Origin of the sequence: Corynebacterium sp. HMSC074C05 (assembly GCF_001838325.1) — a bacterium.
Lineage (GTDB): Bacteria > Actinomycetota > Actinomycetes > Mycobacteriales > Mycobacteriaceae > Corynebacterium > Corynebacterium amycolatum.
This window is the reverse complement of sequence record NZ_KV836288.1, coordinates 17,282-43,317: the sequence shown is the minus strand read 5'-3', so window position 1 is coordinate 43,317 and position 26,036 is coordinate 17,282. Positions and strand designations below refer to the sequence as shown.

Genomic DNA, 26,036 nt, shown 5'->3' with positions numbered 1-26,036 from the left:
TTTCGTCTTTATTTTGTTTTTTGGGTGACCAGTTTCAATGGTGATGAATCGACCTCGCACATCTCGCCAGTCAGTGCCGCGGCCCGCAGCGCTGGGCTTGCGTAACGACGATCGGACGCGCGCTGACCTGGAAGATTTGGGGTGGTACAACGAGGAGTCCCTACAGCTGTTGTGGGGGCTTGCCGGAGCCAGCGACCCCAAGCTGGCGCTCGTGGCACTAGTGCGGCTTAAAGGCGCTCTCGACGAGCTGGAGCAGGATGGAAAGCTGGAGAACTGGGCCACCTGGTCTGGCCTCGATGAGGCCATGCGTGAGCAGGTTCCGCTGCGTACGCGTATGTTTGCGCTGCTCGGAGGATCGAGTGCACTGGGCGATCACCTGGTTGCGCACCCAGAAAAGTGGATTCTGCTCCAAGCTGAGCTTCCCACTGAGGCAGACATGTTCCGCGAGATGCTCTCCAGCGTTGGGGCTGTGCCCGAGGTCATCGAACTCACTGATGAGGCCAGTCTGGAAAAGCAGGAGGATCCGGAGTACCGCAAGCCGGTCGTTGCGCCCGCCACGCTTGAAGGCCCCGGTTTGTACCGTGCGAAGCTCACCGGTCGTGAGGCCGAAGTTGCGATGCAGTGCGCCTACCGCGACTTGATTATGCGTATTGCGTGCCACGACTTGGCTGGTACGTACCCACGGGGTCCCCGCCGCCCTGGACAGCCACAAGTCCCATTCCGTCAGGTTTCGGAGGCACTCAGTGACTTGGCGGATGCAGCGTTGACGGCTGCACTGTCTGTGGCTGTTCAACAGGTCTTTCCTTCCGCACCGGTCTCAACACGCCTGGCCGTAATCGCCATGGGTAAGTGTGGTGCGGAAGAGCTGAACTACATCTCCGATGTGGATGTCATTTTCGTCGCAGAGCCGGCGGATGCGCGAGCTACTCGCTTGGCCAGCGAATTTATCCGGATTTCTTGCCACTGCTTCTTTGAGGTCGACGCGAATCTCCGCCCGGAGGGCAAGTCGGGTGCACTCGTACGCACCGTGGATTCCCACGTCGCCTACTACAAGCGTTGGGCTGAAACCTGGGAGTTCCAGGCATTATTGAAGGCGCGGCCGATGACAGGCGATGTCGAGCTGGGCCGCGAATACATCGATGCTCTGGCCCCGATGGTGTGGACGGCCTCTCAGCGAGAATCTTTCGTCGACGACGTTCAACGCATGCGCGCCCGCGTGGTACAAAACGTCCCCGAAGAGCTTCGCTACCGAGAGCTCAAGCTTGGACGCGGTGGTCTGCGTGATGTCGAGTTCGCGGTGCAGCTGTTGCAGTTGGTCCACGGTCGCTATGACGATAGCCTCCGCGTGCTGCCAACTGTGATGGCACTCGATGCACTTGTCGAGGCTGGCTACATCGGTCGCGAAGACGGTGCCGCGCTGATTAACGCCTACGAATTCATCCGTCTGTTAGAGCACCGCCTGCAGATGCAGAAGATGCGACGGACGCATTTGTTGCCCGCCGAGGACGACACCGAAGCTCTTCAGTGGCTCGGTCGAGCCTCTGGCCTCGTCGGTGAGGGCGGCACCGATGCCAGCAAACCGCTGGCCAAGCAGGTTCGACTGGCCAGCTCGCAGATCCGCTCCCTGCACAACAAGCTTTTCTACCGTCCACTGCTGAACTCCGTGGTGGAGCAGGACATTGGAACCCTGCAGCTATCGGCCGATGCGGCAAAGCGCCAGCTGGCCGCGCTGGGCTATCAGTACCCGGATCGCGCCTACGAGCATCTTTCTGCGCTGGCGGCAGGCACCTCGCGCAAGTCGCGTATTCAGGCGATGCTCCTACCGACGCTGATGGAGTGGCTATCGTCGACGCCAGACCCCGATGCGGGTCTGCTCAATTATCGCAAGCTCTCTGAGAAGCTCCACGACGAAACCTGGTTTCTGCGAACGCTGCGCGATGAGGGCGTCGTCGGTCAGCGGCTGATGCGCGTGCTCGGTTCTTCCCCCTACGCGTCTGATTTGATTATGAGTGCGCCGGACGTAATTAAACGGTTCGGCGACGGTGCGTCCGGGCCGAAGCTACTGAATACCGACTCCGATGCCGTCGGGCGTGCGCTGGTCGCAGCGGCTGCCCGTCACAACAGTCCAGCTAAGGCCATTGGTGTGGCACGTGCGTTGCGCCGTGCAGAGCTCGCGCGCATTGCCTCCGCGGATCTCTTCGGGCTGATGGATGTGCAAGAGGTCTGTCACTCTCTGTCGATGGTGTGGGACAACGTGCTTGAAGCTGCCCTCGCCGCCGAAATCCGTGCGTGGTCGCTGGAGCATCCGGACTCGGAGGTCCCAGGCGTTATCTCCGTGATTGGTATGGGGCGACTTGGCGGTGCTGAACTGGGCTACGGCTCCGATGCCGACGTGATGTTTATCTGTGAACCTCGCAAGGATGCCGAAGGAACGCCGCTTGTCGACGATTCCGAGGTGGTCAAGTGGGCAACCAGGATTTGTGACTCGTTGCGTCGTCGGCTGGCAAAGCCAAGCCAAGATCCGCCACTGGAGGTCGATGTGGACCTGCGTCCAGAAGGACGCTCGGGCCCGATTGTCAGGACCCTGGATTCCTATGTGACCTACTACGAGCGCTGGGGTGAAACCTGGGAGATTCAGGCACTGCTACGTGCTACCTGGATAGCCGGCGATAAAGACCTCGGCACCCGCTTCCTCAAGGCCATCGATTCGCTGAGGTACCCACAGGGCGGAGCTGATGCCAAGATGGTTCGCGATGTCCGCCGTATGAAGGCGCGTGTTGATTCGGAGCGACTGCCGCGCGGCGCTGATCGGCGTACCCACACCAAACTCGGTTCCGGCGCACTGACCGATATTGAATGGACTGTGCAGCTGCTAATCATGCTGCATGCCCACGAAGTGCCGGAGTTGCACAACACTTCGACGCTGGAGTGTCTGGAAGTGCTGAAAGATCGCGAGATTCTAGATGCGGAGGATACCGACGCACTTCGGGATGCCTGGCTGATGGCGACGAATGCTCGTAATGCGCTGGTGCTCACGCGTGGTAAGCGCACGGACCAGCTGCCACAGCCGGGACGTCAGCTGACTCAGGTCGCAGGTGCGGCAGGATGGGATGCATCGGATTCCAACGGTTTTATTGAGCACTATTTGCGTCTGACTCGCCACTCCAGCCGTGTCGTCAATCGCGTGTTTTGGGGTGAGGAGAACCCCGACCACGAGTAGCCCGGGCAGAGGTCTGCCGAACCTTGCCGCGAGGCTCATTATGCGGCAGCGGGGTGCAGCCTTTGTCTTAGCACGGCGACCGGGCATAATGGTGGGCTATGGAACGCAACGTCGATTACTCGGTACGCCCTAGGTATGAGGATTTCATTCTCAACCTCGATGGCACTGACCTGCGTTTTTTATTGAGCCGCACGTGTCCAGCAGCTGACACCTCAGCTGCTGGACAAGAGGCGGTGGAATTGCTGATGTCACAGGATTCAGCGCATACGGCGCTGTCTTTTTGTGATCCCGATGTTCTCGATGTGGCTCACTTAGTTCATATTCTGGAGGATTCCGCATCGCTGGATACCCTCGCAGAAGTGGCCTATTGGGCATCGGATGCGGACGTGATGGCGCACGATACGCCGAAGGGTGTTGACCGCAAACGTCGTCGCGTCGGCAAGCAACAGCTTGAGCATGTGCTACGCCGTGGCCAGCGCCAGGGGCTCGTGTGGGAGGAACCGGCGGGCGTGTGGCATGTGCCGCCACATATTTCGGAGGTGTTCCCGGCGGAACCGAGTCTCAGCTTCCGCGTCGCCGACTTGGTGGCGAATATGCCAGCGGATGTGCTGAGTCGCCGTATGGAGCGCATGGGGCTGGAGCCGGATAGCGCGCGGGGAGAGGGCGCACCGCGAGCTCTGAACGCCAGCGATTTGACGGTGCGCAATTTGCAGGCTCGCCAGGTGGAGCAAATTGCAGGCTTCCTCTGCGATCCGGTGAAGGTGCGGGCGCTGGTGATGACAGCGCCGGTGGATATTCGCAATGAGCTGCGTTGGATGGCAACCGACGAGAAATACTTGCCCTCCTACATGTGGTCCGAACTGCGTGCCGACGCGGTGCGATGGGCCGAAGAGCGTCTGCTGCTGACTGTGGTTGAAGAACCGGCAATGCCGGTATTCGAGCAAGAGGCGGAAGCACACAACGGGCCGACAGAGGTTGCCCGCCTGGTGGGCGCAGTCGCGTTGGCGCTCAAGGGCGACATGTGGTCGATTCGTAAGCCGCATCCGACGGAGTCTTTCCCGGCAACGCTGGAGTCAAAGGAGTTGACCGAAGCTTCTGTGGCTGCGGTGGCGTTTGCTTCGGCGTTTATGGATGCTGCGGGCAGCGGCGACGGGCGCCTGAAGGACCCGTTGCACATGTATGAGGAATCGAGCCTGCTGTGGATTCAGGACTTTGCAGCATCAATAGGCGCGAGCGGTTTCGCGGCGCCCTGGATTGTGGAGATGCTGGTCAACGCGGGACTAATTCACGCTGACAGCGGGCATCCGACTCCGCGCGCACTGCAGTACTGGTACAACGCCGATGCCTCGACCCGTTGGGCGTATCTCGTGGCGGGCTTCCTCGTTGGTCGCGGTCCGTGGCACGGTGAGTTTCCGTGGGTGACGGTGGGTGTCGATGATTTGTCGCATGCCACCCTTGCTTACGGCTACCCGTTTGCCGCACGTGAAGTAGTGTCGCTGGCCGCACAGCTGGAGGAAGACCAGAAGTTCTATGGCTGCTGCGTCGAAGGGCATATGGCTTGGAATGTCGACAACCTCTGCGCTCGCAACGGCGCCGATGGGGACGCGATGGTCGGTTGGCTGCTGGAGCAGGCCGGCATCTTGGGCATTCTCTACCATGGGCACGCCTCGTGGCAGGCCATGGCCATCATGTATGCCTTGCACGACATTTGGCTGACTGATCAGCACGTCGGCGCTCAGCGTATCGCTGAACTTATCGCTGAGTATGCCGCTGGCCAGGTGCCGACGGCGGAGGCAGTCCAGATTGCCCGCCTGTTCAAGGATGTCGCGCCTAACGAGCGTCTGGCTGCCACACTGGATGGCGTCGCCAGTAATCAGGTTGCCCTCGCGTTGGACTTCATCGGTGACCGCGAAACCTGCGCGGAAACCTCCCGCTGGATTATTTCCGAGGAGAGCCTGCGTCGCGCATGCCTCGCGGTTGACGGTGACGTTGATGTCCTGTTTTCCCAGCTGGGGCCACTGGTCAATAGTTCTATGAAGCTGGTCATCTACGCCGAGCTAGTCCGCATTACTAAGACCGAGAAGTTGCAGGAAATGTATGAGCGTGAGGCCGTAGAACCAACGCCTTCGCTTGACGACGTCCCGGAGAACGCAGCCCCCGAAACTGACACCGGTGAGCGCGTTTCCCATGGTGCTCAGACTGATGGCAGCGAACGCACGGCGGATAGCGGCCACGCAGACACCTCTGAGCAAGCGGAGGACTCAGACGACTCGGACGACTCGGAGGGGCTGGAAGGACCAGAGCAGCTTTCGCTGTTCTAACCACTCTGTCTCTCGGCTTCCTGTAGTTCCTACTCCGTAGGTTCCAGCTCAAAACGGCTCTGCTGGGCGACAAAGCGTGCCGCCGCACGCTTTGCGACCAGCAGGCCAACGAAACCAATCACCCACACACCGACGACAGCCAACCAGCCAATGCGGAAGGTTTCCCAGGTGTAGTTTCCATCGGGAGCTGCAATATCCAGCAGGAAGCCGACACCTTGTGCGGCGAGCATGGTTGCCACAAAACCGCCCATATTCGCCAGCCCAGTGCCGGTGGCGAGTACCTTGCGATCGACCTCTTCGCGCACTGAGTCGAAGCCGAAGTTGGACATCGCACCAAGACCGGCCATGAGGATGTTGACGGCGATAATTGCCCAGTACGCTGGTGGGTTGCTCGGTGCCAGGAACACAATCCAGACGGCCATGTTGATAAACGCGATTGCGACAACAACCTTGATGCGGTCGCGGCCGGTGCGTGCCGACACCATGCCCATCAACGGCCCGGCGATAATTACTGACAGCGTGTTAATGACCAGCACCACACTGGCCTCGGAGGGCTTAAGCCCCATACCCAGCATCATCAGAGGCATGCCCCACAGCAATGTGAAGATGCACTGATGCATCAAACCAGTCCAGTGCGTGAAGAAACCCTGCCAGCACACCGGGTGAGTGGTCACAGTCTTCAGCGTCTGGCCGATTGTCAGCTTCTCATCGGCTGTGGCAGAGGCTCCGCCATCAGCAGCCGTCTTCGCGGCCTTTTTGGCGGCGCGGCGTTCACGAAGTGACATCCTCGCTGTGGAGGAGTTCTCCGGGACGTCGGCAAGCGCGATCATGCCTATGATAGCGATGAGAAGACCCGCGGTGCTCAGCGACAGGAACGCGGGCACCCACCCTGCGGCGTGCAGAATCGCGAGGAATGGGACAGCAGAGATGAACTGACCGAGCTGGCCAAGACCAGCCGTGAGCTGTGTGAACAGCGGAGTGACGCGCAGCGGGAACCATGCGGGAAGCAGGCGCATAGCACCGAGGAATGCGGTGGCATCGCCGGCGCCGATGAATACACGAGCGATGACAGCCAGCGGATACGATGTCGTAAACGCGATGATGACCTGGCCCAGCGCCATGATCAGTGCGCCCACGACCATGGTTTTCTTGGCGCCGACGCGGTCGATGATAATGCCCGTCGGAATCTGCGCCAGGGCGTAGACACCAACCTGCACGGCGGTGAACAGCGCGAGTTGGGAGGCGTTGATATGGAAGCGATCGAGCGCCTCGACGCCAGCGACACCCATGGAGGTGCGGCCGACGATGGCAACGATGTAGGTAATCAGCGCCGCCAGCCAGACGGCAATCGCGCGGCCAGTGACGTGCTCGCGCGGGTCCTTTGCCACCGCGGTGGCGGGCTGATCTGTTGATGAAATCTGATCTTTACCGTTACGCTGTTTTACCACTCGCCACATTGTAGACCCCATCAACTAACCGGCCTGAAGTGGGGTCGCACCGGGGTTCTATGTGACCCGATCATGCCCGCGGCACACTACCTTTGTGCCTTAGCCAGAACTTCCTTCACGAAGTCCGCGACCACCAGCCGTGAGACCTTGAAGTCAATTACGGCAACGGAAGCCTCCTCGAAGTTGGAAACGTCATGGAAATAGGCGTCGAGCTGGGCAAAGTCCTCAGGTTTGCCGACACTGAAACCGTGAGCGCCATAGGCACGCCCGACTGCGGCGAAGTCGTAGTCGGCAATCTCCATGGACGAGGTGTCCAACCCGACATCGCCAAACTGGTGCAGCTCCGCGCCGTAGGCAGCATCGTTAATGAACACCACACAACCGCCACGACCACGCCGCAGCTGCTCGATCGCCGCAGGTAGATCCGCAATACCCATCGTGCCGCCACCGTCACCGGCGACTAGCACGCAATAGTCCTCGGGCCGTGCTGCCGCGAGGCCGACAAGCGAGCCCATGCCCAAACCAATTGACTGAATCGCCGTGCCGACAATCACTTGCTGCTGCGGACCAGGTACATCGAGATACTTCGGAACCCATCCCAGGAAATGGCCACCGTCAGTACACACAGCGCGCTCATGGGGCAGGATACGATTTAGATACTGCAGGCACGCCCGCGGATCCAACCGGCCATCCGCGCACGTCAGCGACTCGACCTGCGCTGTCGTCGGCAGTGCCTTCAACTCCGCACGCCATGTGCTTGACGACGATCCCAGAGGCTCACCCATTGCGCTATCTTTGGCTGTCTGCGCCCGAGATTCCAGGGGCTTCTCCAGCTGCTCGGCCAGGACGGGCAGAAGTTCCTCCAACTTAGCCAAAAGCGGTGTCACCGATGGCTGCGCGGCGGGATGGGGCTCGTCTACAACCTGGATAATTTTCGCGTCCGGTGCAAACATGTTGCCGCCACGGTTTTGGAAAGCGTTGAAGCTTGCTCCCAGGAACAGCACCATATCGGCCTGTCGAGCTAGTTCTACCTGCCACGTATGCGCAAAACCGCCCACGGTACCAATCTGCCACGGGCTGGAAAGCACATGACGAGCCATCGCTGAGTGCATAAACAGTGCCCCTACACTGTCCCCGATGCGGCGGACTAGCTCGGCGGTATCGGAGAGTAGCACACCTCTACCAGCAATAATGAGAGGGCGGCGGGCAGCCTGCAGTTCCTCTGCCAGCGACGTGACAGTTGACTCTAACCATTCTGGTCTGCTGGTGTGTAGATGCTCCTGGTTAGCTGACTGTGTTTCAGACGCAGATGCCGTTATCGGTGCTTCTTGGAGGTCATAGGGGAGCAGCAGCACGACAGGCTGCCGAGAGCTCAGCGCGTGCTGGACCGCAAAGTTTGCGTCGTCAAGCGCGGACTCGGGAGTAACAGTGCGATGGCAGACGTCGAGGGCGTCGAGGAGCGCCGCCTGATTGAGGTCAAAGGGGCGGGGGCGTTCCGGGTGCGTGCCGACGACAAAAATAAGCGGGATACGGGCTACGCGAGCCTCCGCCAGAGTGGTTAGCGCATTGGTGAATCCTGCGCCACAAGTGGCGGTCGCGATAGCAAGCCCTCCGCCTGCGCGGTGGAAGGCATCGGCGGCCCCGACAGCAGCCGATTCGTGTCGGACGGAGGAGTAGCCGAATCCCGATTCAGTAAGGGCTGACGTGAAGTGGGAGTTCGCATTGCCGACGAGACCGAAGCAGTGGTCGCAGTGCTGGGCCAGTGTGTCGGCCAGCGCCCGCGAGACCGTTGTGGTCTTTTGGGAACCTTCCTGCGGGGAAGACGCGGGCGCGTGGGGCATAGGACGGCTATTAACTCGAGTGAAACTCATGTGAACAATTGTGAGGTAATCACGGGGGTAATAACAGCCCTATAGCCCAAGATAATGCTGTTTGCCCTTAAAAAAGAGGGCACTATTCCACATTGCCGCTGCGCGGATGGGGGTGACGTTGGGCTTTGCCAGGTTTTAAGCCACGTTGTCGTCGATGAACTTCTTCACCACATCGACATCGTTCGGAAGCTCGGTAACGCGGCGTGGGGCATTCATGATGTCCGCGAAACGCTCCGGGCAGTCCGGCTCGCGGCCGGTGGCTTCCAGGATGGTCTCGGAGAATTTCACCGGCAGGGCGGTCTCCAGGCAGACAATTGGGGTGGATACCTGGTCTACCAGGCCGCGGGCGACGTGGATGCCGTCAGCGGTGTGCGGATCGACCATGACCTCCAGGCGCTCCCAGCAGTCCTTGATGGTCTCGACGCGGTCAGCGTGGGTGGAACGACCGGAGAGGAACCCGTACTGGGCAGAAGCCTCCGGGAAGATTGGATCAGCAGTAAGAGAGAAGCCGCCCTCCTTGACCTTGACACCAAAGAGGTCTGCAGTCCGCTCAGCATCGCGCCCCAGCAGATCGAAGATGAAACGCTCGAAGTTAGACGCGCGGGAGATATCCATCGATGGGGAAGAGGTCGCCTGTGTCTCCGCAGCGCTGCGCACGCGGTAGGCGCCCGTGTGGAAGAACTCATCCAAGACATCGTTTTCATTGGTAGCCACAATCAGGCGGTCAATTGGCACACCCATCTGACGTGCAATATGACCAGCGCAGATATCACCGAAATTGCCGGTCGGCACACTGAAGCTGACCTTCTGCGAGTTATCGGCCTCAGCACTGTTGCCGCCAGTGACACGAATCCACGAGGAGACGTAGTACACAATCTGAGCCATCAGGCGAGCCCAGTTGATGGAGTTAACTGCGCCAATGTGGCGGTTGGCCTTGTAATCCAAGTCACCGGAGACAGCCTTAACGATGTCCTGGCAATCATCGAAGACACCGTCGAGGGCAACGTTGTGAATGTTGGCATCCTGCAGACCAAACATCTGAGCCTGCTGGAAAGCGGTCATTCGACCAGCCGGCGTTAGCATGAACACGCTGATTCCCTCACGGCCACGCATTGCGTACTCGGCCGAGGAACCCGTGTCACCAGAGGTGGCGCCGAGGATATTCAGGGTCTCGCCACGACGAGCCAGCTCATACTCGAAGAACTCACCGAGCAGCTGCATCGCCATATCCTTGAATGCCGCTGTGGGGCCCATGGACAAGTGACCGATGTAGAGCTGATCTTCCAGCTTCGTCACCGGCACAATATCCGGATCGGAAAACTTCGGGTAGGTGTACGCCCGTGCACAGATACCGCGCAAATCCTCCAGCGGAATGTCGTCCACAAAAAGGCTGACGACCTCTGCAGCCAAGGCTGCGTAACCGTCGTCGACAAGCACGGAGCGCCAACGCGTCAAAGTGGCAACGTCAACCTGTGGGTACTCGACCGGCAGGTAGAGGCCGCCGTCGTTAGCGAGACCTCCCAGGAGAATGTCTGAGAACTTGTGCGGCGTGCGCTCTGGGTCGCGAGTCGAAATGAAGTCCAAGGCGGGCCCCTTACATGTATGCCAACACCCGCCGCATCGGCCTATAAGAAGGCCTTGTGAAAGATTGCGACGGGGTTGACCGGTGGATGTTTTCTTTAATTTTTACATATGCACTGAAGCCAGTCAGGCCTCGGCTGCGGAAGATGCGGAATTGGCCACTTCCGCGTCGAAGCTGAGCTCTTCGGAACGGTCGACGACGTCATCCTTGGCGAAGCGGTTAACGATCATGGCAATTGCGCCGTCACCAGTGACATTGCATGCGGTACCGAAGGAGTCGATGGCGATGTAGGCGGCAATCATCAAAGCGACCTGCTCCTGATCGAAGCCGAGCATGGACTGCAGCACACCGACCGCGGCCATAATTGCGCCACCCGGAACGCCCGGAGCCGCAATCATGGTGATACCCAAAGTGAGAATGAAGCCGATGGCCATACCCGGCGAAACCGGCTTGTCCGCCATGAACATCACCGCAAACGCGAACAGGATGATCTTCATCATCGAACCGGCCAGGTGAATGGTCGCGCACAGCGGCACGGTAAAGCCAGCGACCTTCTCCGAGACACCATTCTTCAGCGCGGCCTTGTAAGTCACCGGAATGGTGGCGGCCGAGGACGAGGTGCCGAGCGCGGTGGCGTAGGCCGGCAGCATGTTCTTCAGGGATTGCCACGGGCTGCGGCCAGCGATGGCACCCGCGATGGAGAACTGGATTGCCAACAGAAGCACGGTGCCGATGACTGCCAGAACGAGCACCTTGAAGAACATCGACAGCGTCGTGGTCAGGTTGCCGTTCATGCCCATAGACAGGAACATGCCGAAGATGTAAATCGGCAGCAGCGGGATGATAAACGCCGAGATGATCTTCATAATCACATCGCGCAGCTGTGTCGCACCGCGGTAGAGCGAGTCCGACTTCACGGTGGTCATCGCCACGCCGACCGTGAAAGCCAGCAGCAGGGCGGTCATGACGTCAAACGGCGGTGGCATCTCTACATTGAAGAAGCTCCCCAGCGCGCCCTCATCAATATCCACCGATGCACCGGCCTGATCAGCGCCGAGCAGCCAAGGGTAGAGCCCCTGGGTAGCGGCGTAGGCCAATAGGCCCGAAAACACCGTCGAGCCGTAGGCAATAGCAGTGGTAATACCCAACCACTTTCCGGCACCACGGCCCAGGCTGGCAATCGCCGGCGTGATGAGGGCAAAAATCAGCACCGGAATAAAGAAGCCCAGAAAGTTACCAAAGAGGCCATTGAAAGTGACAAAAATTCGAGCCAGCCATTCCGGGAAGAAAAAGCTGCAGACAATGCCCAGAATAATCGCGACAATAACGCGGAATAGGAGCGTTTGCGTAAAACGCATTCGGGTACTCATAGTCAATCCTTGTTCGGATGGAATTTACTTCTCTAGCGTGCGGTATTTACGTTAAGCAACGCAAATGACCGGGTGTGGTTTTACGCCTTTTCGGCTACCTCTTCTGTAACGGCATCGTCGGCAAGCACACTCGCCGGGCGATTTGCGCGCTGCTTTCGCGTGACGACGTCAATTGCGTAACCAATCACCACCGCTGCCAGAGTCGGCAGGAACCATCCGAACTCGATGGTCTGACCAGGCACGAGACTAAGGAAGTCCGCCAAAGCAGAACCACCGACACCCAAACCGGAGAGTACTGAGATACCCGACCAGATGGTGGCAACCCAGACGCCCAGGCGGTAGGTGTAATACAGCTTGAAGGAGTAGGAAATGACTGGGTCGAGAAGCGTCAGTGCAATCAGCGTGATTGCCGGCGGGTAAATAAAGGTGATAATCGGCGCGGCAATCGCCAGTACCTGAGACAGCCCCTGTGTTGCCATTACGAAGGACATGACCGTGAAGACAATCGCCCAGGCCTTGTAACTGATACCCGGAAGCAGCAGATTGAAGAACTCACTGGTTGCGGCAATCAGACCGACGGCTGTGGTCATGCATGCCAGCAGAACGATGAGACCGAAGACAATCTGACCGCCCTGACCCATGGCCTGTTTGGAAGCCTCTGCGAGGATGCCCGAGCCGTTATCGAAGGAGGCAGCATTCGGCAGCACCTGGCCGACATAGCCCAATCCCAAGTAGATGATGGCCAGCAAAATGCCGGCGAACAGGCCTGAGATCATTGTGCCGCGAACCATACGCTTGCCCTCTGGGACACCGCTGACGCGGAGGGCAGAAATGACAATGATGCCGAATGCAAGGCCGGCGATGGAGTCCATGGTGAGGTAGCCCTCGACTAGGCCGGAGGCAAATGGGGTAGAGGAGTACTTTTCAATTGGCGCAGCCGGAGCGGCATCGAATTTGAATGCCGACATTCCAACCAATACAACCAAGAGAATCAGCAGAGCCGGGGTGAGAATCTTGCCCAGTTTGGACACAATTTCATTCGGATTCCACGCCAATGCCAAGGCGATACCGAAGAAAACAAAGTAGAAGGCCGCAGCGGCGGCCAGCGAATCACTGCCGAAAACCGGCTGGACACCGGTTTCGTATGACACGGCACCGGTACGCGGCAGAGCGTAGAAAGCACCGATGGAAAGGTATGCGATTACCGGGAAGCTCAGGGAAAAGATGCGGCCCGCGCGGAACGCTAGGTCACGTAAATTGCTGCCTGAAATGGCGATGGCGATGATGGCCAGAACTGGCAACGCCACACCGGTGAGCAGGAAGCCGGTGATTGAGGGGCCAAAGTTGGTACCGGAATCCACTCCGAGCTTCGGCGGGAAGATGAGGTTGCCCGCGCCGAAGAACATCGAAAACAGCATGAGCGCTGTAACAACGATTATGGAAGCGAAAGACTTCGGGGACTCCACTCCGCTCGACTTGGTCATGAGAATTGTGTTCTTTCTAAATTAGTGTCGCCCGTAAGGTCAAGGGCGATGCTGCATGCTGCTGTGGCGACGCCGTTGTCGCTGGTGCTGCGGTGGCGCAAACGCCCGTTACAGCAGCGCAATTGCAGTTCGTGTGCCCATGTAGATGACAGGCCACGATGCCGAAAACTGACACTTTAATGTGAAATTGTGAATTGTCACGGGCTGGGTGGAGCCTGATGCGTGAATTAAGTTGCGGCTTGTATGAGCCGTCTTTATTTGAACTATTAAGGGGCTTCGACGGCGTTGGTGGTGCCGACGAAGGCACTCTATTTATCCTAATGGGGCGTTCGAGAGAGGGAAAATCAAGAAAATTCCCAGAAAGTTTGCTGCTCGTGATCGATCGATGCGCCAATAAAGAAAGAGCCTGGCACACACTTTTACGCTGACCGTGTGTGCGCCGGGCTCAGTAATAATTCCGTCGCTCTACAGCAGATCCTTCACCTTCGGATTCACAAGCGCGGTCACTGCGGCCTTCGCATCGGCCGCAGTCTCGGCATCGACAGCGTACGCTGCCATCTGCTGGCAGGTAGCGCGGTCGTGGAGGCGGAGAGCGGCGCGGACGGCCGGTACCTTCTTGGAAGCCATGGACAGCGAGCTCACGCCGAGACCCACCAGGACCAGTGCCAGCAGCGGGTCACCGCCGGCTTCACCGCAGACGCTAATGGGCTTGCCGGTAGCATTGCCGCCCTTGCATGCGGACTTAATCATTTGCAGTACCGCTGGTTGCCACGGGGAAAGCAGATCCGCCAGAGCCCCCTGCATGCGGTCGGCCGCCATAGTGTACTGCGACAAGTCGTTAGTACCAATGGAGGCAAAGTCCACGATGGACAGCAGCTGCTTCGCGCGAATTGCTGCTGCGGGGACCTCAATCATGATGCCGACCTTCGGCAGGCCACGCTCACGCGCCCTGTCCGCAAACCACTTTGTTTCTTCGACCGTTGCTATCATCGGAGCCATAACCCGCAGGTCAGCCTTGCGGCCGGTGGCATCAAACGCAGCGGCGAGTGCATCCAGCTGCGTATCCAGCAAATCTTCCCGAGCCTGTGACAGGCGCAGTCCGCGGCGACCCAGCGCCGGGTTTTCTTCCTCGCCTAGGTCGGCAAAGCTCAGCGGCTTATCCGCACCCGCATCCAGTGTGCGCACAACCACGCGTCGCTCACCGAATGCCTTCAGCACACGAGTGTAGGTTTCCGTTTGTTCTTCCAAACTCGGAGCCTTGTCGCGGTCGAGGAAAAGGAACTCAGTACGGAACAGGCCAGTGCCCTCATTATCCTGCGCTGCTGCAGACTCACCATCTTCCGCCGTACCAATGTTGGCCAGCAGATTCACAGGGTAACCATCAGCGGTCTTGCCTGCGCCCACAGACTGTGCCAGGGCGGCTTCCCGGCGACGAGCGCGCTCTTCCAACTCGGCGACCTCATCGGCGGTCGGATTCGCAATCACCTCACCGGCGCCACCGTCAATGGCGACAAAGGTACCGGCCTTAAATTTCATGACGCCCTTCGCCTTAACGACGGCCGGAATGCCCAGCTGAGCTGCGAGGATAGCCGTGTGGCTGGTAGGCCCGCCACCAGCGGTGGCGATGCCTACGACCAACTCGGGATCAAGCCCCACGGTTTCGGCGGGAGCGAGATCGTCGGCAAGCAGAATAGTGGGGGTGGAGACATCCGGGACGCCCGGCTTTGGCAGGCCGCGCAGCTCGCAAATCGTGCGGTCGCGAACATCGTAGAGGTCGGTGACACGTTCAGCCATGTAGCCGCCGAGGCTTGCGAGGAGCTGCGCGTAGTCTTCAACGGCATCGTGAACTGCCTGGGTGACGCCGGAGCCCGCCTTGAGTTTCTTCACCACAGCCTTGGCGAGTGCCCTATCGGAAGCCAGTTGCGCAGTGGCCTCCAGAATCGGACGCGCCTGCGGGCTGGAATGCTCAGCCTGCTTCTTCAGCGACTCTGCGACGTTGGCCATCGCTGCGCGGACGCGCTCACCATCGGCGACAGGGTCGGTCGACGACGGCTCTTGGGTATCAACTCCCGGAGCGGGGAGTACCTTTACTACTTCAGCGCTGGCCGTACCGGTCGAGACACCGATGCCATAGATGACAGTGTGCTGTTCGTTCATTGCTTCCGATCTCCTTTTCGGGACCTCTGCGGGGAGACCCGTCGGTCGTGGTGTGCCGTGGTGTTATCCAGGAGTGTTGTAGCTGGGCTTACTCGGCATCCAGGTCGCGCTCGAGCATGGCAGCGAGCTCGTCCAGAGCTGCAGTTGCGGAGTCGTCCTCACAGCTCAGCGTGACTTCATCACCGTGCTTAGCGCCGAGGGTCATGACCTCCAGGATCGAAGCGGCATCGGCCTCTTCGTCATCGAGGGAAATGACAATGTCGTAGTCGTACTCAGCAGCAGCCTGAGTGAACAGGGAAGCCGGGCGAGCGTGCAGGCCTACGGTGGAACCGATGGTAGCGGTACGAGTAATCATGGTTGAATCCTTTCGGGTCGAGTGTGTCGAATTATCTGACTCAGGCACAGGGCCTGTACACCCCACCGCGGGTGCGCCGCCCGCTGGTGCTTGCTTAGCATCAACGTCGCGCACGCTCCGGGAAGCCCTGGAGGCGGTGGGAGATACAGCCGCTGCCTGCACAATGCGTGCAATGTGCAGGGTGAGGTAGGAAATTTCGTCTTCCGTTAGCCCCGACCCCAGACGCAGTTCAATGACTGCGGAGATGCGCTGTGCGCAACGATATGCCTCTGGGGAAGAGTCACGGATGGCCTGGCCAATAGCGGAGGAGTGGTCTTTCAACTGCTCATGCTTGGCAATCCGGACGAACAGGTAGCGCAGGTGCGTGATGAAGCGCCCCACATTGACAGTCTCTGGCTCCAGCGTGATGCCAAAATCACTTTCAATGATTGTTAGCAGCTGCTGCAGCACGCCCGTCATGGTGTAGGTGAAGCTCAGATCACCCGTGGCAAAACCGGCATTGACCAGATGCAACGTAATCGCCACCGCTTCTGAACGGGGCAGTGGCGCTATACGACGGTCATTGAGAGCGCGGTTGATATGCGACAAAATGGCCTGCGCTTGCGCGTACTCTTCACTATAAAGTTGGCTGACTTCCGCGAGCAGTGGGTAATCAGCTCGCTGCCCGTTAGCTGCCCTCATGATGGCGAAACCAATGTGATCGGCCAACGCCACAAGAAGGGAAGCGTTCTTTGTCATTGATTCCGGCAGACCGGCCGCGGTTACCGCATCGGTCACAAGAGTGATGTGGGCCAACGGAATCTCTGTGAGCATCGTGGCAATATGGTCCGGATCGCGGCCTTCCGCTGGGACAAAGATTCGAACAACTTTGCTCGAATCAACCGGCTGCCCCGGGCGGGCCTTGAACCCAATGCCACGGCCGGTGATGATTTTCTCGCCGGTCGCGTCCTTGGCCAGGACCACGTTGTTATTGAATACTCTCAGGATTTCCATGTCGGTAACCGTGAACTCCTCGATAAGTTGAGGGATTTCAGGCCGGTATGCCTTCTAGAAATCAATTATGGCTGAACTTCGATGACCGTGTCGCCGGCCCGGACGGAGTTGCCGGTGAGCGGAGTGACCTTGGTCATCTTCTTGGTATTGGTGATGGTCATTAGCGTCGTGGTGGAGTATCCAGCTTCCTTGACCTTGTCGAAGTCGACCTCGGCGAGAACATCGCCGGCCTCGACTTGCTGCTTCTTGACAACCTGGACATCGAAGCCCTCGCCGGCCATCTTGACCGTGTCGATACCGACATGGACGAGAACCTCCACACCGTCATCGGTCTTGATACCGAAGGCGTGACCGGTCTTGGCCACGGTCATCAGCGTGCCGGATACGGGTGCGACCACGGTGGAGCTGGTCGGTTTGATGCCGACCCCGTCACCGAGAGCACCGGAGGCAAAGACCGCGTCGCCGGCCTCGGCAAGAGTGATAACCTCACCGGAAACCGGGGCTTGCACCTGTGCGGGCTTGGTAGCAACGGAGGTTGCTACACCACCTGCGCCAGCGGCTGCAGCAGCAGGAGCTGCAGTTTCGACGCCGGAGCCGCTTTCGCCTGAAGTTCCAGCGGGAGCGGAAGCGGAGTCACTTGAGGCAGTTTCCGGGGTGTCGTCGCTGGGCTCGTCGTCGAGCTCTGCGGCGCCTGCGGCCTCGGCCTCAGCCTTCTCTTCTGGCGTGCGGTAGTCGGTGAGAATGATGGCGAACATGGCAACGAAGAACGCCACAGCGATGGAGATCAAGTAGACCCAGATCGGCTTGAACACGACAGTGGTAATCAGAGAGGTAAAGACGAAGGCGTTGGTTGTCACGCCACCGTACGGGGCGGAGAGGATGGCGATCGTCAGACCGCCGGCGAAACAACCGAGCAGCATACGCGGGTAGATCCTCTTAAAGCGCAGGTGAATACCGTAGAGGGACGGCTCGGAAATACCGCCGAAAAGACCGGCAGCGAGTGCACCCGTTGCAGTTTGGCGCATCTGAGTGTCGTGGTCGCGCATGGAAAGAACCAGCACACCGGCAGTTGCGCCGAAGCAGGCGAAGTTCCAGGCCCCCATCGGGCCTTGGATGAAGTCGTAGCCGAGAGTCTGGATATTGACCAGCATCAGCGCATTCAGTGGCCAGTGCAGGCCAAGCGGTACGAGGAACGGGTAGAGCATCGGGATGAGAATTGCGAACACAAACGGTGCGTTCGAGTTCATCCATGCTAGGCCAGAGCCGATGCCGTTGCCCAACCAGATACCCAGTGGCCCGATGAGGAAAGCGGTCAGCGGAATCATAATCAACATGGAGATAAACGGCACGAAGACCATCTGCACATTCTCCGGGAAGACCTTCTTCAAACCGTGGTAGACCACTGCCAGGATGGCCACCATGATTAGTGGTACGAAGACCTGTCCGCCATAATCATTGAGCTGCATTGGCAGGCCGAAGATGTTGGCGGTGAAAGTTTCGGTGCCCAGCTCCTCGTTGACTGTCTTGATAGTGTCCGAGAAGCGCTCAGTATCCTGCAGACTCATAAACTCTGGCGTCATTAGTGCAGCCATGATAGCTGCGCCCAGCCACGGATCGACCCGCAGCTTCTTCGCTGCGTTGTAGGCGACCATGATTGGCAGGAAGTAGAAGACACTGCGCCACATGGCATCGACAAAAATCCAGGTGGCGGACTTATCTTCAGCGCGGAAGTCGACGATGTTCAGGCCGTCGAGAACTGCGGCAATCGCGATAATCAGCGATGCACCCAGCAGCACGCCCAGAATCGGGCGGAAGGAATCGGAGAGGTACTCGAAGAAGTTATCGAGCCACGAGTACTTACCGCGTGCCTTCGAGCGGGCTTCTGCCTTTACGTCTGCATCGGACTTAGTGGCAACTGCGCCTGTCCCCTTCATCTCTGGCAGGTGCTTAATTGCCGTGTACATCGACTCGACACCACCGCCACAGATGACCTGGTAGCGGTTATCGCCCTGGTGAACGACGCCGAGCACGCCCGGCACCTTGTCAATCTTGTCCTCGTCAATTTTGGAGACATCACCGAGTTCAAAGCGTAGACGCGTCGCACAGTGCGTCAGGCTCGTGATGTTTCCGGGCCCACCGAGGTTTTCAACTATTGCCCTCGCGTTGGAATCTTTTGACGACCCCATCGTGACCTTCTTTCACGGTAGACAGGGCCGTTAAACGCAAAAAAGACCCGAGGCACCACGAACTGTGGGCCTCAGGTCTTGCCTCAAAAGAGTAACAACCCTGGGTTGATATCTATTGACTTTGACCCTACTCCGCTTTACGTAGTTTTGGCAAGGGAGTAATTCAAGCTCAAATTTCATATTTGGGGATAGCTTAGATTTCCTGTGGACAACCGCATGCAACTTCCTTCGCGCTCAACACGGAAGTCGTAAGGTGGCAGCTATGAGGATTGGAGTTTTAGGTGTAGGAGCTGTGGGCGGCTGGTTTGGTGGTCGTCTTGTGCAAGCGGGGTATGACGTTGTCTTTCTCGCCCGCGGTGAGACCCTGACACGTCTCCGTGAGGTGGGGCTCACGCTTATCGACGAACACGGGGAGCGCAGCATTATCCCCGTCAAGGCGGCTGATAACTGGGATAAACTCACCGCCGATGGCATCGATGTCGATGTTGTGCTTGCGGCGACCAAGGCGCTGCCGGGCAACGATCCCTTCCCGCAAGTTCCGGCCGGAGCGGCGGTGGTCACCACCCATAACTCGGTGGAAATCCCGTACTTAGCAGCACAGCGCTTCGGCGAGGACAAGGTGTTCCCGGGCGTTATCCGCGGTTTCTTTATCCACACCGGCCCCGCGGAAGTCACTTTCCGTCCTGGGCCGATGAGTTTGAACATCGGCACATTTGATGGCTCCACCAATGACCTAGTCGGGGAAGTTATCGAGGCGCTGCATGCAGCCGGACTGGGAGGCGAGCAACTGCCGGATATCTGGGGCGATATCTGGGCAAAGGCGATGTTCGTGGCCAACCTCGGTGCCCTGGGTGCCCTGGCTGATAGCCCGATTGGCTACCTGCGTGAGGAAATGCGTGACAGCTTGACTCGGATGTTTGAAGAAACCGAAGCAGTTGGTCGCGCCTGTGGTGTCGCGCTTCCGGACGATATCGTGCCACGAACCTTGGCCTTTGCTGATGCGCAGGGCTACGACAACACCTCGTCGATGCAGCGCGACTACACAGCAGGGCTTGCCAATGAGCTCGATGCCCAGATTGGCGCAATCCGCCGGATGGGGCAGAAGGTGTCAGTGGAAACACCGACACTCGATCTGGTGTATGGCGCTCTGGTTGGGCGTCAACAGAACCACGAGGATTAACAGCTGCGGCGCGCAGTTAAATCAAACCGGAATTGGGGGATTGGAAAGACTGATGAAAATTGGATCGGACTACACGGAAAACAATGGGCTCATCATCGGTGAGGATGAATTGGCTCGACCGGCGTGGGCGGCTCACAGCGAGCTGCTGAGAGAATATTACGATACCGAGTGGGGGATGCCGGTGCGTGATGAGCAAGGACTATTCGAACGGCTCAGCCTGGAAGTATTTCAGGCGGGACTGTCGTGGGAGACAGTTTTGAAGAAGCGGCCCGCGTTTCAGCAAGCCTTTGCGAACTTCGACCCCGATGCGGTTGCTGATTTCGATGACGAAGATGTCGAAAGATTGATGAATGATGAACGGATCATTCGGAATCGCAGGAAGATAACCGCAGTAATCAATAACGCCGAGGCGACTATTGCTCTGCGTGAGCACGGCGGCTTAGCCGAGCTGATGTGGTCGTTTAAACCGGAGAAGTCTCCGGAGCCACGTTCAATCGAAGAGGTTCCCAGCTTCTCCGAGGAGTCCAAGGCGCTTGCCAAGGCATTGAAGAAAGCCGGTTTTAAGTTCGTAGGCCCCACCACGGTCTTTGCATCAATGGCTGCCGTGGGGATTGTCGATATCAACATTGTTGGCGCACATCGGCGCGGTGCATCTGGCGTTTTTGACTAGGCGAGGGGGAAACTAGGTGAGTGGGAAACTAGGTGAGTGGGAAACTAGGTAAGTGGGGAATGTGACTAGCTAAGCGGAAAGAAAAAGAGCGTGCCACCCGGCACGCTCAAAATCTTTCGGTTCGTGTAGAACTACTTGTTCTCGTAGGAGTCGGAGTAGTTCTGGCCGTCCTCAGAAGTCCACTTCATGGTGTCCTTAGTGAACGGCTGCTCCCAGCCGTTTTCAATCTCGGACTCCGGAGCGGTCGGCAGACCAATCTCGTTTTCCAGTGCACCGTTGGCAACCCAGGTCTCGCGAATCTTACCAATCAGCGGCTGTGCACCGTTGGTCTCCGGGGACTCAACGAAGGTGACATTCTCGTATTCAGCGGCAACTGCGTCGCCGACCTTCTTAGCGGACTTGAACTCGCCAGCTTCAGTACCGTATGGGGAGGTGAAGGAAGAAGCAGCCTCGGTGATGGACTCAGGCAGGTCAGCCTCTGCCACATCCTCGCCAGCAGCGTCGCCCAGACCCAGACCGTTCATAGCCTCGTTAGCCTTGTCCTTAGCGCCATCAGCAGCCTCGCCAGCCTTGTCCTTAGCGCCGTTCATAGCGTCGCCAGCCTTATCAGTGGCGTCGGTTGCTACCTGGCCAGCCTGATCCTTGGCGTTGTTAGCAGCATCCTGTGCATCATCGGAAGAACATGCAGCCAGACCGCCGAGAAGAGCGGCGGAGCCGACGATTGCGGTAGCGATACGGGTCATCTTCTTGTTCTGCATTTCAAACCACTTTCTTGAGAGCTAACTAAGTTACCTATTCAATTATTGGCATCTTCCACTATTTGCCCGAATTAAATTCAAAGAGAAAATGACAGTTCTTTCGAATATCAGGCATTGGAAGATGGTGTGGCTTCAAAGCCCTACAGAAAGAACACTAGGTAATTCTGAGGCTTGTGCAAGTCAAACTGCGTGAATCTGTGTACTTTATGCACTATTTGTTACCGAATTTACGTGATTGCGAAATTGGAATAGTGCTGGTGAGGGCGTTGCGAGTAACGGAAAGGTATCAATCTTATTAAGCTTGACGTTTATTGCTTATTTTCTTTCCCCGTGGGGTTGGAGCCGCGGGCATCGTCGTCAAGCGTGTACTTGCCATCTGGCAGGACGAACCATGCCAAAAGGTAAAGAGCTACGAATCCAGCGCCAATCTTCCAGCCAAGCATCGATCCAATGCAGGGGAGGATGATATAGACCATTCGCGTGAAAGTGATATCCCAACCTTGGCTTTCCGCAATTCCTGCGAGGACGCCACCGAGGAGGCGGTCATTACGCGAGCGGTAAATTTTCTTGGTGGATCTTTCGGGAGCGGCGTCGCTCATTAGATAAATACTCCGAGGTATGGATATTTAGGTATTTCCGGTTGATTGCGCTTATACGTAAGTTTCCTTCGGCATGATAATCCATGCTGCAATGTAGAGAAGAAACTGCGGGCCTGGCATCAGGAAAGACGCGACAAATATAACGCGCAGCAAAGTCGCATCCCAGTTGAAATACTCAGCGAACCCACCGAGCACACCGGCAACCATCTTGTTATTGGTGGAACGGGTCAGTGACTTGTTGTTCATACTTATCAAGGGTAGCCCTAATCCGTTTAGTTCGCAGTGGTGCTAGCTCTACTAAATGTTCACTAAATGTTCCGGCTTAAACAGCATGCCCCAGCTAAAAACACCGCTACCCCAAGACGGTTAGGTGGGGTAGCGGTGTTGGGCGTCGTCAAGCGAGTTTTACTGGGCGAGTGCTAGCAGTCGTAGTAGAGCTCGAACTCCTGCGTCGTCGGGCGCAGGCGTGCCGGCATGATCTCCTGCTCGAACTTGTAGCGGATGTGCGCGTCGATGAGATCCTGGGTGAAGACATCACCGGCGAGCAGGAACTCGTGGTCCTCCTCCAGTGCATTAAGTGCACCCTCCAGCGAATGCGGGACGGTGGGAACGTGCTTGAGTTCCTCTGGTGGCAGCTCGTAGAGGTCCTTGTCAATCGGCTTGCCCGGCTCGATGCGGTTCTTGATGCCGTCGAGACCAGCCATCATTGCGGCGGTGAAAGCCAAGTACGGGTTGCCCGACGGGTCCGGAGCGCGGAACTCGATGCGCTTGGCCTTCGGGTTTGCGCCGGTAATCGGGATTCGGATGGCGGCCGAGCGGTTCTCCTGGCTGTAGACCAAGTTGACGGGGGCCTCGAATCCCGGAACCAGACGGTGGTAGCTGTTCATCGTCGGGTTGGTGAAAGCCAGGACTGCGCCGGCGTGCTTCAGGATGCCGCCAATGTAGTAGCGCGCCATGTCCGACAGGCCACCGTAGCCGTTCTCATCGTGGAACAGCGGCTTACCATCCTTCCACAGCGACTGGTGGATGTGCATGCCAGAGCCGCCATCGCCTGCCAGCGGCTTCGGCATGAAGGTAGCGGACTTCTGGTTGAACTTGGCGGTGTTCTTCACCACGTACTTGAAAGTCTGCATGTCATCGGCGGCGTGCAGCAGGGTATTGAAACGGTAGTTAATCTCCTGCTGACCACCCGAGCCCATCTCGTGGTGGGAGCGCTCAACATGGAAGCCAACATCTTGCAGGTGCTCACCGATTTCGTCACGAAGATCCTGCATGTGGTCATACGGAGCAGTAGGGAAGTAGCCGCCCTTGGTACGCACCTTGTGGCCCAGGTTGCGCGATCCGTCCGGATTGACCTTCACACCCGAGTTCCACCAGCCCTCAACCGAGTCAACCTCGTGGAAGGACTTATTCGAGGTGGAGTCGTAGCGGACAGAGTCGAAGATGTAGAACTCTGCTTCGGCGCCGAAGTTACAAGTATCGGCGAAGCCCAGCTCGTTCAGGTAGTTCTCGGCCTTGCGGGCAATATTGCGCGGATCTCGGCTAAACGGCTCGCGGGTGTGCGGGTCGTGGACGAAGAACTTCATGTTCAGCGTCTTCGACTTGCGGAACGGGTCGATGAAAGCCGTGTCCAGGTCGGGCAGCAGCATCATGTCGGAGTTATCCACCGAGGTGTAACCCGCAATGGACGATCCGTCGAAGGCGAGGCCCTCATAGGCTGAGTCCTCATCAAACTCGGATACCGGAACGGTCAGGTGCTGTTCGATGCCGGGAACGTCGGTGAACTGGACGTCTACCCAGCGAATGTCATTGTCCCGGATGAATCGTTGGATCCCTTCCGGAGTTGTCTGGTCACTGCTGGGTTTGAACTTACCCATTGGTAAAATTCGCCTACTTCGCGTCTAGCTTGTTGAGCTTGTTGGTCGTCTTGTCGAACTTGCTGGTCACTATGAAATTGTGCGGCTTGTTTTGTGCGTGGGGCGGAGCGTTGAGGTGGGGCTCGAACTCATGGTTAATCGAGCCCACACAGTCCGTGTCAGCTACTTCAGCAGCGGAACATCCCACAGGTTCAGCTTGGTGCCGATGCCCTTTGCCAGGGCGTTGTCGTAGACATCGGTAGCCCAAGCAACGTCCTCGACCGGCATACCGCCGATGGAGTAGCAGAAGATTTCCTCGTCGTTCTGGCGTCCCGGGGCCTTACCGGAGGCGATATCGCCAATGTTGACAAGCTTCTCGGCGGGAAGAGTGCCCTCTTCCTTCATGTCCCACCAGCGGTTACCCGGAATACCGAGCAAGCGCTCATAGGTCACGTCTGGGCCGTTCTCGTTGAACCACTCTTCGTACAGGCCGGTGTAGTCAACGACGAGGTTGCAGTCGTCGGAACGCACGAAGTCGTCGTCGAGGCGTGCAGCGGCCGGCATGAGCAGCAGCGCGCCGGGCTTCAGGTACTCCTTCTTGAAGTACGGGAAACCGGACGGGCCATCGGAGGAAGTCGAGGTGCCGGCGATGAGGATGTCGGAGTCGCGGATGGCCTCTTCTTCGGTCTCGACGATACGGACCTCTTCCAGCTGTGGGAACTCGTTCTTAATCCAATCGACAGCCTTCTGCGTCGAGGCCTGGGAGCGGCCCTTGACCTTAACCTTCTTGATGCTCGGACGCTGTGACATAGCAGAGCCGAGAATGGTGCGGCTCATAACACCCGGGCCAATGATGCCAACGACCTCGGCATCTTCGACGGCCAGGTGCTTGACGCCGACACCCGGGACAGCGCCAGTGCGGTATGCCGAAAGGAGGTTTGCCGACATGACAGCCTTCGGCGCACCCGTAATTGCATCGTTGAGAATGAACAGGTGGATCGAACGTGGCAGGTCGTTCTGGCGGTTCTCGGCATTGGAGCCGTACCACTTAACGCCTGCGCCATTGAAGCGACCACCGAGGTAGGCGGGCATTGCCATGAAACGACGGTCAGGGCCATTTGCCGGCATACCCTCATGGATTGGATTATCCGGGAAGTTGACCTGGGCACCGTGGGAGTTAGCGGAAGCGCCAGCCATGCGGTAGTCGCCGTCAGCCAGCAGAATCAGGGTTTCTTCCATGGTCTCAACACACTTAGCGAAATCCGTGACGCCAGCTTCAACCATGTCAGGTTCGCTGAGGTAGAGAAAATCAATGCGAGTTGAGTTTTCTGGGTTGGCAGCGTTTTCGTTAGTCAAGAATGCTCAAATCCTTCTTAATGTTCATCGGCCACCATATGCGGCAGCGGTGCTTAAGAAATTCCAGATGCATGCTCTCCAGAATCAATCAAATGCCTCGGCGTGGGCTCTCGAGTCGCCATTTCCGAGGGGGTTTGTCCTACCACCATACGGAAAAGCCACAGCGTAGGGGCGTTTACGCAGTCTTCAGCACTCCATTTCCGCTTTACGACGGTCATAGCGATGGAGTCCAATTTCCGTCAATAAGTTGCCCGTAATAACTACTTCGACATGCACAATTGATAATTGTTCAGAACGATTACCGATGAGTGAATTATCCTCCCACACATCAATGTTTGTGAACTTTGTCACATGTTATTAATCTGCGACACATTTCTGGTTCAACGGGCGTGATTGCCGGGCATCCTACCTTCGCAGCATGCCCCATCCACCCTTGGTAGCCGCCCCCGCATTCGTCCCTCGCGTTCTCCCTAGCGCCACCCTCGCACTTATGGCCAATTTTCTGGCACTTATCGATGATTTTCCTTCACTTGTCGACGATTTTTCGTCACTTATCGACGGCTGTCAGGCTCTTATGCGCACGGTATCCCCCCACCCTGTCACTTGTCGATGCGCTGTTCACTTATGGCC

At 58.1% G+C, this 26,036-nt stretch carries 17 protein-coding genes and 1 pseudogene; 4 read left to right on the top strand and 14 right to left on the bottom strand.

What is annotated here, in order from left to right:
- The first annotated feature begins 37 nt into the window (after nucleotides 1–37).
- A complete protein-coding gene (locus tag HMPREF3042_RS04820) occupies nucleotides 38–3,220 on the top strand; it encodes a bifunctional [glutamine synthetase] adenylyltransferase/[glutamine synthetase]-adenylyl-L-tyrosine phosphorylase (protein ID WP_070856279.1) in 3,183 nt (1,060 codons plus the stop codon).
- Nucleotides 3,221–3,318: 98 nt separating this feature from the next.
- Complete coding sequence (locus HMPREF3042_RS04815) at nucleotides 3,319–5,541, top strand: hypothetical protein (protein ID WP_070856277.1); 2,223 nt, start codon at nucleotides 3,319–3,321, stop codon at nucleotides 5,539–5,541.
- A 29-nt stretch (nucleotides 5,542–5,570) separates the two neighbouring features.
- Here HMPREF3042_RS04815 and HMPREF3042_RS04810 read toward each other — a convergent pair whose 3' ends face one another.
- The 9 genes and pseudogenes from HMPREF3042_RS04810 to HMPREF3042_RS04775 form a co-directional block, all read right to left on the bottom strand.
- Nucleotides 5,571–6,998: an MFS transporter gene (locus HMPREF3042_RS04810; RefSeq protein ID WP_070856275.1), complete on the bottom strand. Its 1,428-nt coding sequence runs from the start codon at nucleotides 6,996–6,998 to the stop codon at nucleotides 5,571–5,573.
- Nucleotides 6,999–7,075: 77 nt separating this feature from the next.
- On the bottom strand, nucleotides 7,076–8,860 hold the full coding sequence (locus HMPREF3042_RS04805) for a thiamine pyrophosphate-binding protein (protein WP_246822318.1): 1,785 nt from the start codon (nucleotides 8,858–8,860) through the stop codon (nucleotides 7,076–7,078).
- 135 nt (nucleotides 8,861–8,995) lie between these two features.
- A complete protein-coding gene (thrC, locus tag HMPREF3042_RS04800; RefSeq protein ID WP_070600882.1) occupies nucleotides 8,996–10,444 on the bottom strand; it encodes a threonine synthase in 1,449 nt (482 codons plus the stop codon).
- A gap of 123 nt (nucleotides 10,445–10,567) precedes the next feature.
- Nucleotides 10,568–11,812, bottom strand: a complete 1,245-nt coding sequence (locus HMPREF3042_RS04795; protein ID WP_141750499.1) for a dicarboxylate/amino acid:cation symporter — start codon at nucleotides 11,810–11,812, stop codon at nucleotides 10,568–10,570.
- An 80-nt stretch (nucleotides 11,813–11,892) separates the two neighbouring features.
- On the bottom strand, nucleotides 11,893–13,296 hold the full coding sequence (gene brnQ, locus HMPREF3042_RS04790) for a branched-chain amino acid transport system II carrier protein (RefSeq protein ID WP_070600880.1): 1,404 nt from the start codon (nucleotides 13,294–13,296) through the stop codon (nucleotides 11,893–11,895).
- 465 nt (nucleotides 13,297–13,761) lie between these two features.
- On the bottom strand, nucleotides 13,762–15,453 hold the full coding sequence (gene ptsP / locus HMPREF3042_RS04785; protein ID WP_070600879.1) for a phosphoenolpyruvate--protein phosphotransferase: 1,692 nt from the start codon (nucleotides 15,451–15,453) through the stop codon (nucleotides 13,762–13,764).
- Nucleotides 15,454–15,541: 88 nt separating this feature from the next.
- Nucleotides 15,542–15,808, bottom strand: a complete 267-nt coding sequence (locus HMPREF3042_RS10985) for an HPr family phosphocarrier protein (protein WP_246816233.1) — start codon at nucleotides 15,806–15,808, stop codon at nucleotides 15,542–15,544.
- A gap of 177 nt (nucleotides 15,809–15,985) precedes the next feature.
- Nucleotides 15,986–16,801: pseudogene (locus tag HMPREF3042_RS10980) on the bottom strand (PRD domain-containing protein); the annotation flags it as partial.
- A gap of 65 nt (nucleotides 16,802–16,866) precedes the next feature.
- Complete coding sequence (locus tag HMPREF3042_RS04775) at nucleotides 16,867–18,987, bottom strand: glucose PTS transporter subunit IIA (RefSeq protein WP_070856271.1); 2,121 nt, start codon at nucleotides 18,985–18,987, stop codon at nucleotides 16,867–16,869.
- 262 nt (nucleotides 18,988–19,249) lie between these two features.
- Here HMPREF3042_RS04775 and HMPREF3042_RS04770 point away from each other — a divergent pair, with 262 nt between their 5' ends.
- Complete coding sequence (locus HMPREF3042_RS04770) at nucleotides 19,250–20,167, top strand: 2-dehydropantoate 2-reductase (RefSeq protein WP_070856269.1); 918 nt, start codon at nucleotides 19,250–19,252, stop codon at nucleotides 20,165–20,167.
- 52 nt (nucleotides 20,168–20,219) lie between these two features.
- Nucleotides 20,220–20,837, top strand: coding sequence for a DNA-3-methyladenine glycosylase I (locus HMPREF3042_RS04765; protein WP_049181595.1), 618 nt, complete (start codon nucleotides 20,220–20,222; stop codon nucleotides 20,835–20,837).
- 131 nt (nucleotides 20,838–20,968) lie between these two features.
- Here the strand turns inward: HMPREF3042_RS04765 and HMPREF3042_RS04760 are convergent, their stop codons facing one another.
- The 5 genes from HMPREF3042_RS04760 to HMPREF3042_RS04740 all read right to left on the bottom strand — a co-directional run bounded on the left by HMPREF3042_RS04760 (nucleotide 20,969) and on the right by HMPREF3042_RS04740 (nucleotide 25,406).
- Nucleotides 20,969–21,595 carry a hypothetical protein gene (locus HMPREF3042_RS04760; protein WP_070856267.1) on the bottom strand — a complete coding sequence of 209 codons (627 nt, stop codon included), beginning with the start codon at nucleotides 21,593–21,595 and terminating at the stop codon, nucleotides 20,969–20,971.
- Nucleotides 21,596–21,903: 308 nt separating this feature from the next.
- On the bottom strand, nucleotides 21,904–22,194 hold the full coding sequence (locus HMPREF3042_RS04755) for a PspC domain-containing protein (RefSeq protein ID WP_070856265.1): 291 nt from the start codon (nucleotides 22,192–22,194) through the stop codon (nucleotides 21,904–21,906).
- Between the two features lie 51 nt (nucleotides 22,195–22,245).
- The gene (locus tag HMPREF3042_RS04750) at nucleotides 22,246–22,440 is read right to left on the bottom strand and encodes a PspC domain-containing protein (protein WP_038625912.1); all 195 of its coding nucleotides are present in this window, start codon (nucleotides 22,438–22,440) and stop codon (nucleotides 22,246–22,248) included.
- A gap of 173 nt (nucleotides 22,441–22,613) precedes the next feature.
- Complete coding sequence (glnA, locus tag HMPREF3042_RS04745) at nucleotides 22,614–24,071, bottom strand: type I glutamate--ammonia ligase (RefSeq protein WP_070856263.1); 1,458 nt, start codon at nucleotides 24,069–24,071, stop codon at nucleotides 22,614–22,616.
- Nucleotides 24,072–24,233: 162 nt separating this feature from the next.
- A complete protein-coding gene (locus HMPREF3042_RS04740; RefSeq protein ID WP_070856261.1) occupies nucleotides 24,234–25,406 on the bottom strand; it encodes an ornithine cyclodeaminase family protein in 1,173 nt (390 codons plus the stop codon).
- Between the last annotated feature and the right edge of the window lie 630 nt (nucleotides 25,407–26,036).

Excerpts from the sequence above, each read along its gene's own strand:
- HMPREF3042_RS04770 (WP_070856269.1), top strand. The coding sequence starts at position 19,250 with ATGAGGATTGGAGTTTTAGGTGTAGGAGCTGTGGGCGGCTGGTTTGGT.
- HMPREF3042_RS04820 (WP_070856279.1), top strand. The coding sequence starts at position 38 with ATGGTGATGAATCGACCTCGCACATCTCGCCAGTCAGTGCCGCGGCCC.
- glnA (WP_070856263.1), bottom strand. The coding sequence starts at position 24,071 with ATGGGTAAGTTCAAACCCAGCAGTGACCAGACAACTCCGGAAGGGATC.
- HMPREF3042_RS04755 (WP_070856265.1), bottom strand. The coding sequence starts at position 22,194 with ATGAGCGACGCCGCTCCCGAAAGATCCACCAAGAAAATTTACCGCTCG.
- HMPREF3042_RS04775 (WP_070856271.1), bottom strand. The coding sequence starts at position 18,987 with ATGGGGTCGTCAAAAGATTCCAACGCGAGGGCAATAGTTGAAAACCTC.
- brnQ (WP_070600880.1), bottom strand. The coding sequence starts at position 13,296 with ATGACCAAGTCGAGCGGAGTGGAGTCCCCGAAGTCTTTCGCTTCCATA.
- HMPREF3042_RS04815 (WP_070856277.1), top strand. The coding sequence starts at position 3,319 with ATGGAACGCAACGTCGATTACTCGGTACGCCCTAGGTATGAGGATTTC.
- HMPREF3042_RS04760 (WP_070856267.1), bottom strand. The coding sequence starts at position 21,595 with ATGCAGAACAAGAAGATGACCCGTATCGCTACCGCAATCGTCGGCTCC.
- HMPREF3042_RS04765 (WP_049181595.1), top strand. The coding sequence starts at position 20,220 with ATGAAAATTGGATCGGACTACACGGAAAACAATGGGCTCATCATCGGT.
- ptsP (WP_070600879.1), bottom strand. The coding sequence starts at position 15,453 with ATGAACGAACAGCACACTGTCATCTATGGCATCGGTGTCTCGACCGGT.
- HMPREF3042_RS04795 (WP_141750499.1), bottom strand. The coding sequence starts at position 11,812 with ATGAGTACCCGAATGCGTTTTACGCAAACGCTCCTATTCCGCGTTATT.
- HMPREF3042_RS04750 (WP_038625912.1), bottom strand. The coding sequence starts at position 22,440 with ATGAACAACAAGTCACTGACCCGTTCCACCAATAACAAGATGGTTGCC.
- HMPREF3042_RS04810 (WP_070856275.1), bottom strand. The coding sequence starts at position 6,998 with ATGTGGCGAGTGGTAAAACAGCGTAACGGTAAAGATCAGATTTCATCA.
- HMPREF3042_RS10985 (WP_246816233.1), bottom strand. The coding sequence starts at position 15,808 with ATGATTACTCGTACCGCTACCATCGGTTCCACCGTAGGCCTGCACGCT.
- HMPREF3042_RS04805 (WP_246822318.1), bottom strand. The coding sequence starts at position 8,860 with ATGAGTTTCACTCGAGTTAATAGCCGTCCTATGCCCCACGCGCCCGCG.